14 protein-coding genes and 1 rRNA gene are annotated in these 11,200 nt (G+C 63.3%); 12 read left to right on the forward strand and 3 right to left on the reverse strand.

Translation table 11 applies throughout. From position 1 onward, the window contains the following. The first annotated feature begins 26 nt into the window (after window positions 1–26). The 11 genes from urtD to E4M07_RS25350 all read left to right on the forward strand — a co-directional run bounded on the left by urtD (window position 27) and on the right by E4M07_RS25350 (window position 8,329). Window positions 27–779 carry an urea ABC transporter ATP-binding protein UrtD gene (gene urtD / locus E4M07_RS25300; protein WP_136661207.1) on the forward strand — a complete coding sequence of 251 codons (753 nt, stop codon included), beginning with the start codon at window positions 27–29 and terminating at the stop codon, window positions 777–779. A 16-nt stretch (window positions 780–795) separates the two neighbouring features. Further along, window positions 796–1,497 (forward strand): urea ABC transporter ATP-binding subunit UrtE, encoded by a 702-nt coding sequence (gene urtE / locus E4M07_RS25305; RefSeq protein ID WP_136661208.1) that lies wholly within the window; start codon window positions 796–798, stop codon window positions 1,495–1,497. Between the two features lie 9 nt (window positions 1,498–1,506). Then, on the forward strand, window positions 1,507–2,370 hold the full coding sequence (locus tag E4M07_RS25310; RefSeq protein ID WP_136661209.1) for an urease accessory protein UreD: 864 nt from the start codon (window positions 1,507–1,509) through the stop codon (window positions 2,368–2,370). Between the two features lie 9 nt (window positions 2,371–2,379). Continuing rightward, window positions 2,380–2,682, forward strand: a complete 303-nt coding sequence (locus E4M07_RS25315) for an urease subunit gamma (protein ID WP_136661210.1) — start codon at window positions 2,380–2,382, stop codon at window positions 2,680–2,682. 10 nt (window positions 2,683–2,692) lie between these two features. Continuing rightward, on the forward strand, window positions 2,693–3,001 hold the full coding sequence (locus E4M07_RS25320) for an urease subunit beta (protein ID WP_136661211.1): 309 nt from the start codon (window positions 2,693–2,695) through the stop codon (window positions 2,999–3,001). Between the two features lies 1 nt (window position 3,002). Continuing rightward, entirely contained in the window at window positions 3,003–4,715 is a 1,713-nt protein-coding gene (gene ureC / locus E4M07_RS25325) for an urease subunit alpha (RefSeq protein ID WP_136661212.1), read from the forward strand. Further along, window positions 4,712–5,161 carry an urease accessory protein UreE gene (locus tag E4M07_RS25330; protein ID WP_348640536.1) on the forward strand — a complete coding sequence of 150 codons (450 nt, stop codon included), beginning with the start codon at window positions 4,712–4,714 and terminating at the stop codon, window positions 5,159–5,161. The genes ureC and E4M07_RS25330 overlap by 4 nt, the downstream gene beginning before the upstream one ends. Then, window positions 5,154–5,825 (forward strand): urease accessory UreF family protein, encoded by a 672-nt coding sequence (locus E4M07_RS25335; RefSeq protein WP_136661226.1) that lies wholly within the window; start codon window positions 5,154–5,156, stop codon window positions 5,823–5,825. The genes E4M07_RS25330 and E4M07_RS25335 overlap by 8 nt, the downstream gene beginning before the upstream one ends. Further along, window positions 5,822–6,460, forward strand: a complete 639-nt coding sequence (gene ureG, locus E4M07_RS25340; RefSeq protein WP_136661213.1) for an urease accessory protein UreG — start codon at window positions 5,822–5,824, stop codon at window positions 6,458–6,460. The genes E4M07_RS25335 and ureG overlap by 4 nt, the downstream gene beginning before the upstream one ends. Before the next feature lie 107 nt (window positions 6,461–6,567). Beyond that, the gene (locus tag E4M07_RS25345; RefSeq protein WP_136661214.1) at window positions 6,568–7,155 is read left to right on the forward strand and encodes a TetR/AcrR family transcriptional regulator; all 588 of its coding nucleotides are present in this window, start codon (window positions 6,568–6,570) and stop codon (window positions 7,153–7,155) included. 148 nt (window positions 7,156–7,303) lie between these two features. Beyond that, complete coding sequence (locus tag E4M07_RS25350) at window positions 7,304–8,329, forward strand: NADP-dependent oxidoreductase (protein ID WP_136661215.1); 1,026 nt, start codon at window positions 7,304–7,306, stop codon at window positions 8,327–8,329. A 63-nt stretch (window positions 8,330–8,392) separates the two neighbouring features. Here E4M07_RS25350 and E4M07_RS25355 read toward each other — a convergent pair whose 3' ends face one another. Together E4M07_RS25355 and E4M07_RS25360 are read right to left on the reverse strand one after the other, a co-directional pair. Further along, window positions 8,393–8,944 carry a cytochrome b gene (locus E4M07_RS25355; RefSeq protein ID WP_136661216.1) on the reverse strand — a complete coding sequence of 184 codons (552 nt, stop codon included), beginning with the start codon at window positions 8,942–8,944 and terminating at the stop codon, window positions 8,393–8,395. Window positions 8,945–9,428: 484 nt separating this feature from the next. Next, window positions 9,429–9,719 (reverse strand): DUF202 domain-containing protein, encoded by a 291-nt coding sequence (locus E4M07_RS25360; protein WP_136661217.1) that lies wholly within the window; start codon window positions 9,717–9,719, stop codon window positions 9,429–9,431. Between the two features lie 188 nt (window positions 9,720–9,907). On the opposite strand from E4M07_RS25360, the gene E4M07_RS25365 reads away from it, so the two are divergent. Next, entirely contained in the window at window positions 9,908–10,954 is a 1,047-nt protein-coding gene (locus tag E4M07_RS25365) for an NAD(P)/FAD-dependent oxidoreductase (RefSeq protein ID WP_136661218.1), read from the forward strand. A 141-nt stretch (window positions 10,955–11,095) separates the two neighbouring features. Here the strand turns inward: E4M07_RS25365 and rrf are convergent. Then, window positions 11,096–11,200, reverse strand: a 5S ribosomal RNA gene (gene rrf, locus E4M07_RS25370); the annotation flags it as partial.

Genomic DNA, 11,200 nt, shown 5'->3' on the forward strand with positions numbered 1-11,200 from the left:
GCCGATGCCGCTGGGGAGGCCGCGGAATGACCAAGGCGGCGCAGGGAAGCCTGCTCTATCTCGATGGCGTCAGCGTGGCGTTCGACGGTTTCAAGGCCATCAACAACCTGTCGCTGGTGCTGGAGCCCGGCGAGATGCGCGCCATCATCGGTCCGAACGGCGCCGGCAAGACGACGATGATGGATATCGTCACCGGTAAGACGCGGCCTGATACGGGCGACGTGATCTTCGACGGCGAGATCGACCTGACGCACCACGACGAGACCGACATCGCCGCGCTCGGCATCGGCCGCAAATTCCAGAAGCCGACGGTGTTCGAAAGCCACACCGTCGAGGACAACCTTGAACTTGCGTTGGATCGCCGGCGCGGGGTCTTCGCGACGCTGTTTTACGATCAGACGGAAGCAGATCGCGAAGCCATCGACCGTATCCTGGAAACGACGCGGCTGACGGCCCGCCGCCGCGAGCTTGCCGCCAATCTCTCGCACGGCCAGAAGCAGTGGCTCGAAATCGGCATGTTGCTTGCCCAGAATCCGAAGCTTCTGCTGGTCGACGAGCCGGTCGCCGGCATGACCGACGCGGAAACCGAGGAAACCGCGCGGCTGCTGCGCGAGATCGCGCAGAACCATTCGGTCGTGGTCGTCGAGCACGATATGGGGTTCGTCCGCGAACTGGACGTGAAGGTAACGGTCCTGGCCGAAGGTTCGGTTCTCGCGGAAGGATCGCTTGACCATGTCAGCGCCGATCAAAAGGTCATCGAGAACTATCTCGGCCGGTAGAACGGAGCAGACGCCAATGACCACCCTGACCGTCGACGACATCCATCTACACTACGGCGCCGCCGAGGCGCTGCGCGGTGTGTCCGTGAAAGCGGAACCGGCCAGCATCACCTGCGTGCTCGGGCGCAACGGCGTCGGCAAGACCTCGCTGCTGCGCGCCATTACCGGCCAGCACCCGGTCTCCTCCGGAACGGTCGACTTCGCCGGCGCGCCACTCAGGAACCAGCCGCCCTATGCGCGCGCCGCCAGCGGAATCGGTGTCGTGCCTCAAGGCCGCGAGATCTTTCCGCTCCTGACCGTCGAGGAGAACCTGCAGACCGGTTTCGCCTGTCTCGGACGCCGGGCGCGCACCATCCCGCCGGAGGTCTTCGAACTGTTTCCGGTGCTCGAATCCATGTTGACGCGGCGCGGCGGCGACCTGTCCGGCGGCCAGCAGCAACAGCTCGCCATCGGCCGCGCCCTCGTCACCCGCCCAAAGCTGCTGATCCTCGACGAGCCGACCGAGGGCATCCAGCCGTCGATCATCAAGGATATCGGCCGGGCGCTTTCCTATTTGCGCGACACGGCGGGTCTGACCATCCTGCTGGTCGAGCAGTATCTCGATTTCTGCCGCGAACTCGCCGACCGCGTCTACATCATGGATCGCGGCGAGATCGTGCACAGCGGCGCGGCGGCCGACCTCGATAATCCGGATGTGCGCGCGCATCTGATGGTGTAGTGTCTGGTCATGGGAGGCAGTGCAGAGCACAAGACGGCGCCGCGGCAGCGGCTGCAGCGGGTCAGCGGCGCCGCGCGGGTATCGCTGGTCCATCTCGACGGATCGACGCGCCTCGGGCGGCTCTACCAGGAAGGTTCGGCGAAGATCCGTCTACCGCGTACCCACAACGGGCCGGCCGCCGACATCGTGCTGATCAACACGTCCGGCGGGATCACCGGCGGCGACCGCCTCGACTGGACCGTCGATGTCGGCACGGACGCGCGCTGTGTGGCAACCACCCAGGCCTGCGAGAAAATCTACCGGTCCGCCGCCGATGTCGCCAGCGTGGCGGCAACGATCAGGGTGCAGGAAGGTGCGGTGCTCTCCTGGCTGCCGCAGGAGACGATCCTTTTCGACCGCTCGGCGCTGTCGCGGACCCTCACCGTCGAACTGGCACCCGATGCCGCCCTGCTTCTGGCGGAACCGTTGATAATCGGCCGCCAGGCGATGGGCGAGACCGTCCGCGAGGCGTTCTTTGCCGACCGGTGGCGCATCCGCCGCGGCGGCCGGCTGCTGCACGCCGAGGAAACGCGGCTGGAGGGCGACATTCCGGCGCTGCTCGACCGCGCGACAACCACCGGCGGCGAATGTGCCTTCGCCACCGTTCTCCTGGTGCACCGCGATGCCGGCGACATGGTCGAGCCCTTGCGCCGCCTGCTTGGAGACAATGCCGGCGTCAGCGCAATTCAAAGCGCAGCCGGCAACCGGCTTGTCGTGCGCATGGTGGCGCCCGGCGGTTTCGCGCTGCGCCGGCAACTCATCCCGGTCATCGACTGGTGCAACCGGAAACTGACCGGCGCCCGCCAGGGCCTGCCGAAACTCTGGACGATCTAGGGGACGCGAATGAACCTGACACCGAGGGAAAAAGACAAGCTGCTGATCGCCATGGCGGCCGAAGTCGCGCGCAAGAGACTGGCGCGCGGCGTCAAGCTCAACCACCCCGAATCCGTCGCGCTGATCTCGGACTTCGTCGTCGAGGGCGCACGCGACGGCCGCACCGTCGCCGATCTCATGGAGGCCGGTGCCCATGTGCTTACCCGCGACGAGGTCATGGAAGGCATTCCCGAGATGATCCACGACATCCAGGTCGAGGCGACCTTTCCCGACGGGGTCAAGCTCGTCACCGTGCACAATCCGATCCGTTAGGAGACCCGACATGATTCCTGGAGAAATAATCTGCGCGGACGGTGAGCTTGTCCTTAACGAGGGCGGCGACACGGTAACGCTCAAGGTCGCCAACACCGGCGACCGGCCCATTCAGGTCGGCAGCCACTATCATTTCTTTGAAACCAACGGCGCCCTCGACTTCGATCGCGAAATGGCCCGCGGCCGGCGCCTGGACATTCCCTCCGGCACGGCGGTGCGGTTTGAACCCGGTCAGGAACGCGAGGTCACGCTCGTCGAATTCAGCGGCTCGCGGCGGGTGTTCGGTTTCCAGCAGAAGATCGAGGGGGATCTGTCGTAACATGCCGGTCAATATTTCCAGGGCCGCCTATGCGGACATGTACGGACCGACCACCGGCGACAGGGTGCGCCTGGCGGACACGGAACTTCTTGTCGAGGTCGAACGCGACCTGACCGTCTACGGCGACGAGGTCAAGTTCGGGGGCGGCAAGGTGATCCGCGACGGCATGGGCCAGTCGCAGGCAACCCGCGGCCAGGGTACGGCCGACACGGTCATCACCAACGCCATCATCGTCGATCACAGCGGCATCTACAAGGCGGATATCGGCATCCGTGACGGCCTTATTCAGCGCATCGGCAAGGCAGGCAATCCGGACACCCAGTCGGGAGTGGACATCGTCGTCGGTCCCGGAACCGAGGCGATCGCCGGCGAGGGCAAGATCGTCACGGCGGGCGGAATCGACGCGCATATCCACTTCATATGTCCGCAGCAGATCGAGGAGGCACTGAATTCGGGCGTGACCACGATGCTCGGCGGCGGCACCGGACCGGCGCATGGCAGCCTCGCGACCACCTGCACGCCGGGTTCCTGGCACATCGGCCGCATGATCCAGGCCGCCGAGGCCTTCCCGATGAATATCGGCTTTGCCGGCAAGGGCAACGCCTCGCGCCCCCGCGCGCTTGAAGAAATGGTCGAGGGCGGCGCCTGCGCGCTGAAGCTGCACGAGGACTGGGGAACAACGCCGGCGGCCATCTATAATTGCCTCTCGGTGGCCGACGCCTTCGACGTGCAGACGATGATCCACACCGATACGCTCAACGAGAGCGGCTTTGTCGAGAACACCATCGCCGCGATCGCCGGCCGCACGATCCACGCCTTCCACACGGAGGGCGCCGGCGGCGGCCATGCGCCGGATATCATCAAGCTGTGCGGGCTCGAGCACGTCATCCCCTCCTCGACCAACCCGACTCTGCCCTATACGCGCAACACGACGGCCGAACATCTCGACATGCTGATGGTGTGTCATCATCTCGATGCGAATATTCCCGAGGACGTCGCCTTTGCCGAAAGCCGCATCCGGTCCGAGACCATCGCCGCGGAGGACGTCCTCCACGATATGGGCGCCTTTTCCGTCGTCGCCTCGGACAGCCAGGCCATGGGCCGTGTCGGCGAGGTAATCATTCGCACGTGGCAGGTTGCCGACAGCATGAAGCGCCAGCGCGGCCGGCTCGCCGAGGAGACCGGCGAGAACGACAATTTCCGGGTCAAGCGCTACATCGCCAAATACACGATCAACCCGGCGATCGCCCACGGGTTCTCGAAACAGGTCGGATCGGTGGAAGCCGGCAAGCGCGCCGATCTCGTCTTGTGGAATCCGGCCTTCTTCGGCGTCAAACCGGACCTCGTGCTGCTCGGCGGCAGCATCGCGACGGCCGCAATGGGCGATCCGAACGCCTCCATTCCGACGCCCCAGCCGGTCCACTACCGGCCGATGTTCGGCGCTTTCGGAAGGGCGATCACGAAAAGCTCAGTCACATTCGTATCCAAGGCGGCGCTCGAATCGGGCCTTGCCGAGCGCCTGGATATCGAAAAGGACCTCGTTGCTGTGGAAAACACCCGCCGAGCGATCGGCAAGCGTTCGATGGTCCACAATTCTGCAACGCCGCAGATCGATGTCGATCCGGAAACCTACGAAGTGCGCGCTGATGGCGAGCTCCTGACCTGCGAGCCCGCTGAAATTGTCCCGATGGCCCAGAGGTATTTCCTGTTTTGACGCTACCGGTCGCCGCCAAAGTCGTTTCCATTGCCGACGGCATGGCCGCCGACACGGTCACGCTGGACGAGGCCGGCCGGAACCGGCGCCGCATTGCGATGACCTCCGACGGCGGCATCCGCTTCCTGCTGGACCTTTCCGAAGCCCGGCTGCTGCGTCACGGCGACGGGCTGCAGCTGAGCGACGGGCGCATCATCGCCGTCCGGGCTAAACCGGAGCCGCTCTACCGCGTGCACCCGCAGGACGCGCTTCACCTCCTGCGCCTTGCCTGGCATCTCGGAAACCGCCATTGCCCGGCGCAGATCGACAGGGAGTTCATCCTCATCCGCCGCGATCACACCCTGCGCGCGATGCTGGAAGGGTTGGGAGCGGAGGTCGAGGACATCGAAGCGCCTTTCGATCCGGAGGGCGGCGCTTATGACGGCGGGCACCATCACCATGATTGAGGGACTTTCCAATCCGGCCCTTCTGCGGCTGATGAGCTGGATGTCGCCGAGTTTTCCGGTCGGCGCTTTCGCCTACAGCAACGGCCTCGAGCGGGCCGTGCATGACGCAATGATCGGCAATGCCGCACAGCTTCAAGAATGGCTCAGCGATCTGATCACCATCGGTTCGGCCTGGAACGACGCAGTGCTGTTTGCCGAAAGCTGGCGGCGCGCCTCGGACGACGGCGACCTTCCTGAACTCGCGGAACTCGCAGAAGCGCTGGCGACCTCGTCCGAACGGCACCTGGAGACGGTGAAACAAGGCGCCGCATTCCTGGAAGCCGCGGCCGCCTGGCCCTCGCCGGTGCTCGATCTGCTTTGCAAGGAATGTCCCTTGCCGGTCGCAGCCGGCGCTTTGGCGGGCGCCCACGGCATCCCGCTTTCGCCCGCTCTTGCCGCCTACCTGCATGCCTTCACAGCCAATCTCGTCCAGGCGGGCCTTCGCCTGATGGCCCTTGGCCAGGCGGACGGGGTCCGGGTGCTCGCCGCACTGGAAACCACCATAGCGAAGATCGCCGAAAGGGCGGCCGCCGCAACGCTGGACGATCTCGGCGGTGCCACCGTCCTGGCGGAAATCGCCGCCATGAACCACGAAACCCAGTATTCGAGGCTTTTTCGATCATGACACGGGCATCAAACGGTCCCCTTCGCATCGGCATCGGCGGTCCCGTCGGCTCCGGCAAGACGACCCTGACCGAGAAACTCTGCAAGGCGATGCGCGACCGCTGGTCGCTGGGCGTCGTCACCAACGACATCTACACCAGGGAGGACGCCGAGGCGCTGGTCCGCTTGCAGGCGCTTTCCTCGGACCGCATCGTCGGTGTCGAGACCGGCGGCTGTCCGCACACCGCCATTCGCGAGGACGCCTCGATCAATCTTGCCGCCATCGACCAATTGTGCGCGCGCCATCCCGATCTCGACATCGTCTTCATCGAATCGGGCGGCGACAACCTGTCAGCGACCTTTTCCCCGCAGCTTGCCGACCTGACGCTCTACGTCATATCCGTCTGTCAGGGCGAAGAGATCCCGCGCAAGGGCGGGCCGGCCATCACCCGCTCCGATCTGCTGATCATCAACAAGACCGATCTGGCGCCGCATGTCGGTGCCGACCTTTCCGTCATGGGGCGCGATGCGGACAAAATGCGCGGCGGCAAGGCAAGCCTCTTTACCGACATGCGCCGCGGCGAGGGTGTCGACGATATTGTCGGCTTCCTCATGGAAACGGGCGGATTGTCTGAATCGGTCTTCGGAGCCGCTTGAAGCAATGCTTACAGAGCGTTAACGCCTGATTCACTTTGTTACCAGGTCGGTCATATTGCCGCCATACGCGTGCTAGACGATCGGTCTAGTCATTGGTAGCGTTTGTTATGCCCGTACAAAGAGACACCAGACAGCACATCATCAGCACCAGCCGCGATGTCATCCTCGGCCGGGGGTTTTCCGCCGTCGGATTATCGCAGTTGCTCAACGTCGCTGAGGTGCCCAAGGGTTCGTTTTATCACTACTTCAAATCCAAGGAGAGTTTCGGAGAAGCCCTTCTTGAGGACTATTTCGACAATTACCTCAATCGCCTGGACGAATTGCTGAAGCCCGACGGCAGGCCCGCCGCGGATCGGATAATGGCGTTTTGGGGCCTATGGACCGATCCCAAATCGGTCGGCGAATTCGGCGCGCGATGCCTCGTCGTCAAACTCGGGGCCGAGGTCTCCGACCTGTCGGAACCGATGCGGGCCGTGCTGCGCGACGGGACCGAGCGGATCGTAGCGCGGCTGTCGCAGTGCCTGATGGAGGGTATGCGCGACGGATCGCTGCCGAACGACATGAAACCGGTGCAGGCCGCGCTCGCCCTCTACGACCTGTGGCTCGGCGCGACGCTGATGACCAAGCTGCGCCACGACACCCACGCCTTCAAGAACGCCCTCCTGATCACCCGGCAATTGCTGCGGCTCGACTGAGGGGCCGGGCAACAGCAATCCGGCCGCAGAACACTGACAAGGAATAGACAATATAGAACAATTATTTAAAGAAAATAGACGACCGGTCTAATATTCAAACCACACCGATTCGACACATTGAAAGAACACCCCTCGAAAGGAAGAATTCATGACAATAAGGAACCGCCGCATTGTGCTTGCATCGCGGCCCGACGGCTCGCCCACGGCTGACAATTTCAGGCTGGAAGAGACCGAAATTCCGGAACCCGGCGAAGGCGAGTTGCTGTTGCGCACGCTTTACCTGTCTCTTGATCCCTACATGCGCGGCCGCATGAGCGACGCGCCCTCCTATGCGCCGCCCGTCAACATCGACGAAGTGATGATCGGCGGAACGGTCGCGCGGGTCGAAGCCTCGAACAATCCGAAATACGCGGTCGGCGATCTGGTGCAGAGCATGAGCGGGTGGCAGGACTACGCGGTTTCGGACGGTACCGGCCTCGCCAGGCTCGACAGGGACATGCCGCGGCCGTCCTTTGCCCTCGGTGTCATGGGCATGCCGGGATTTACCGCCTATGTCGGCCTGCTGGATATCGGCGAGCCGAAACCGGGCGAAACCGTGGTTGTCTCGGCCGCCAGCGGCGCCGTCGGTTCGGTCGTCGGCCAGATCGCCAAGCTGAAGGGATGCCGCGTCGTCGGCGTCGCCGGCGGTGCCGACAAGTGCCGCCATGTCGTCGAGGAATTGGGTTTCGATGCCTGTATCGACCGGCGCGAGCCGGGCCTGAAGGACAATCTTGCAGCGGCCTGCCCCGACGGCATCGACGTCTATTTCGAAAATGTCGGCGGCGCGGTCTTCGACGCGGTGTTGCCGCTGCTCAACGTCCACGCCCGCATTCCCGTCTGCGGCCGCATCGCCAGCTACAATGCAACCAGCCTGCCGGACGGTCCCGACCGCACGCCAGCTCTGGTCGGACTGCTTCTGGTGCGGCGCATCAAGATGCAGGGATTCATCATCTTCGATCACTATGAGAGCCGCTACAGGGATTTCGTCCGCGACATGAGCGCCTGGCTGGCCGACGGCAAGATCAAGTACCGCGAAGATCTGGTCGAAGGCCTGGAGAATGCGCCGGAAGCCTTTATGGGCCTCCTCGAAGGCAGGAATTTCGGCAAGCTGGTTGTCCGCACGGCCGCCGAATAAGCCAACCGGTTGCCAAGGCCCGCCCCGGATCGCCAGGGCGGGCTTTCGGCGGTGCCTGCGGATCTAGCGCGCCGATCGGCCGGAGGTCATCCGCACCAGTGTAGCGTCCCGGTCCATGAAATGATGCTTCAGGGCGCCGGCCGCGTGGAGCGCGATAAAGAAGATCAGGACATTGGCGATCGCGCCGTGGGCATCGCCGGCGACATCCGACAGCGCTTTGTTTTCCGGAAGGCCCGGTATCGTGAACAGACCGAACACCTGGATATCGTGGCCGCCGAAGAGCGAGGTCATCATGCCGGAAACCGGCATCAGCACGATGCAGGCGATCAGAACCCAGTGCGTCAGCCTGGCAATGCGGTCCTGCCAGACGGGCATGGGCGCCGCCGGCTCCAGGAAACCCCGCGCCAGGCGCCAGCCGATCCGCCACAATCCGAAAGCAAGCACCAGCACGCCGATCGCCTTGTGGATCTGCAACAGCGCGTTCTGTCCCTGACCGCGCGGCACGAAGTCGTCGATATAGGTTCCGAAGGCCAGCATTCCGATCATCGCCAGCGCAATGACCCAGTGGTTGAAGCGGGAGATCAAATCGTACGTCGTATCGTTTCCAGTATTCATTTCGCGTCCTGTCTGCTGCCGGGTCCTCCGGTTGCGCGAACCGGGAACCCGCGATGAAATCACTGAGCTGAAATCTGCAACCTGGAATTAGCACGGAAGTGGATATTCCACCTTACCAGGGACAGAAAACCGCTATCTCATCGTGCGCGCTTCTGCAATCCCTGTTCGACTTTCTGATCCCGAACATGTGATCGCCCATAACTAATTGAAAAAAATGGTGATTTCGCACATGGATCAAATGTAATTTGATTCGCTTCGCGCCCCGCCCCATCTCCGAATTATTCCGGGTGTCATCGGTCCATTTGCGTGCCCGTGCACCGAGGACCCGCATTCCATCGCCCGCGGTTTCTCGAGCTGTCTCCGGTATCCGGACCCGCTACACCGGCCGGAGCGGCACAGGGCCGAACGGCCCGGAAAGTCCCCCGATAGGCGGCATGGCGCGTGTCGCCTTGGGCCGCCGCCGACCGTCATGTATTCGGCGCCGTCAGGTGCCGGTGTCGTCGGCGGCGGCTCGTTGCTTTTCCGCTTCGATGCTGCGGCGCAGGATCCGGTAGTCGACAATCCCGATGACGGCCACCGCGACCGAAATCGGCATGAGCGCGATGCCCACCCATTCCAACCACTGGCTGCCACTGAGTTTGAGCAACCCGGCGCCGGAAACGAACAGCGCTATGGATGTGTTGAGATACGACAGCAGGGTCCGCCGGTTGGCGAGCTCCGTACGCACGATCGCCAGAACCAGATTTTCGACCGAGCGTCTCTCCCGCATGTCCATGGCCTGTCCTCCAACGTCAGCAAAGATGTTGCCGCAGTTTAGGGCCGGAATGCGGGGAATGAAACGGTTGCCTCCGCAAACCGCGTGCGATGAGAATTGACTTCCAGTTTGAAAGAAATTCAATCACAATCGGCCGTCGCAGGAACCGGAGCACTAAGACAATATGCACAGATCGATCATGACCGCCCATGCGTCACGCTGATACAATCATCATCGGCGGCGGCCCCGCCGGCAGTACCTGTGCCGGACGGTTGGTGAAGGCTGGCCGCGAAGTCCTGGTCATCGACAAGGCCTCGTTTCCCCGCCTGAAGCTCTGTGCCGGCTGGATCACCGAGAAGGTCATGGCTGACCTGGAATTCACGGAGCACGACTATCCGCACCCGCTGCTCAAGCTCGATGTCCGCAGTCATTTTCCGAAGGTACCCTTCGGTCTGAACTGGTTTCCGACCAAGGGCGAGAATTTCTCCATCCGCCGCACCGAATTCGATGCCTGGCTGTTGCAGAGATCCGGCGCGCCGGTTGAAAACCACGCGGTAAAGTCGATCCGGCGCGAAGACGGCCGCTACATCATCGACGACGCCTACAGCTGCGACCACCTTGTCGGCGCCGGCGGCACCATGTGTCCGGTGCGCCGCAACCTGTTCGACGACGAACGACGAAAGGCGCTGCAGATCGCCACGCTCGAGAAGGAATTCGAATATCCGGACCGCAGGGACGACTGCCACCTCTATTTTGCCCGGCGCGGCCTCGTCGGCTACGCCTGGTTCGTCCCGAAGGGCAACGGCTTCGTCAACATCGGCATCGGCGGCAAGAGCAAGTATTTCCGCAAATCGGGAACCAGCATTCACGACCATTTCCGCTGGTTCCTGGACGACCTGGTGCGCGACGGGCGGCTGGACGCGCAGACCGCCGACGGCCTGAAGGCGACCGGCCATCCGTATTTCCTCTACGCCTGGGACGGGCCGGTCAAGAAGGACCGTTGCTATCTGATCGGCGATTCGGCAGGCCTTGCATCGATTGACCTTGGCGAGGGAATCGGACCGGCGGTGGAGAGCGCGCTCATGGCTGCCCGGGAAATCCTCGGCGAGGGTGATTATACGAAGCGGGACATCACCTATTATTCGCTCGGCGGACTGACGGAACGCCTGCTCAAACGCTTTGTCCCGCCGAAGGGCATGGACACGGTGGATGCACCTTCCCCGGACCCCGTCGACGGGACGGCAAGGCCCGCATGACACGGGCGTGCCGCGACCCTTTTCGGAAAAGCTGAATTTCCGCTCCTCGAAAAGCAAAAGCGGCCCGGGACAGGCCGAACCGCTTTTTAGGAGGAAGAGGAATACGTTGTTTTAGAGAAAGTTTTGTTTTGCTATTTGCGGACCTGGCGGCGCCCTACTCTCCCGCGTCTTGAGACGAAGTACCATTGGCGCAGGGGTGTTTCACGGCCGTGTTCGGGATGGGAACGGGTGCAGGCACCCCGCCAT

Origin of the sequence: Nitratireductor sp. XY-223 (genome assembly GCF_004959855.1) — a bacterium.
Lineage (GTDB): Bacteria > Pseudomonadota > Alphaproteobacteria > Rhizobiales > Rhizobiaceae > Hoeflea_A.

Excerpts from the sequence above, each read along its gene's own strand:
- urtD (WP_136661207.1), top strand. The coding sequence starts at position 27 with ATGACCAAGGCGGCGCAGGGAAGCCTGCTCTATCTCGATGGCGTCAGC.
- urtE (WP_136661208.1), top strand. The coding sequence starts at position 796 with ATGACCACCCTGACCGTCGACGACATCCATCTACACTACGGCGCCGCC.
- E4M07_RS25310 (WP_136661209.1), top strand. The coding sequence starts at position 1,507 with ATGGGAGGCAGTGCAGAGCACAAGACGGCGCCGCGGCAGCGGCTGCAG.
- E4M07_RS25315 (WP_136661210.1), top strand. The coding sequence starts at position 2,380 with ATGAACCTGACACCGAGGGAAAAAGACAAGCTGCTGATCGCCATGGCG.
- E4M07_RS25320 (WP_136661211.1), top strand. The coding sequence starts at position 2,693 with ATGATTCCTGGAGAAATAATCTGCGCGGACGGTGAGCTTGTCCTTAAC.
- ureC (WP_136661212.1), top strand. The coding sequence starts at position 3,003 with ATGCCGGTCAATATTTCCAGGGCCGCCTATGCGGACATGTACGGACCG.
- E4M07_RS25335 (WP_136661226.1), top strand. The coding sequence starts at position 5,154 with ATGATTGAGGGACTTTCCAATCCGGCCCTTCTGCGGCTGATGAGCTGG.
- ureG (WP_136661213.1), top strand. The coding sequence starts at position 5,822 with ATGACACGGGCATCAAACGGTCCCCTTCGCATCGGCATCGGCGGTCCC.
- E4M07_RS25345 (WP_136661214.1), top strand. The coding sequence starts at position 6,568 with ATGCCCGTACAAAGAGACACCAGACAGCACATCATCAGCACCAGCCGC.
- E4M07_RS25350 (WP_136661215.1), top strand. The coding sequence starts at position 7,304 with ATGACAATAAGGAACCGCCGCATTGTGCTTGCATCGCGGCCCGACGGC.
- E4M07_RS25355 (WP_136661216.1), bottom strand. The coding sequence starts at position 8,944 with ATGAATACTGGAAACGATACGACGTACGATTTGATCTCCCGCTTCAAC.
- E4M07_RS25360 (WP_136661217.1), bottom strand. The coding sequence starts at position 9,719 with ATGGACATGCGGGAGAGACGCTCGGTCGAAAATCTGGTTCTGGCGATC.
- E4M07_RS25365 (WP_136661218.1), top strand. The coding sequence starts at position 9,908 with ATGCGTCACGCTGATACAATCATCATCGGCGGCGGCCCCGCCGGCAGT.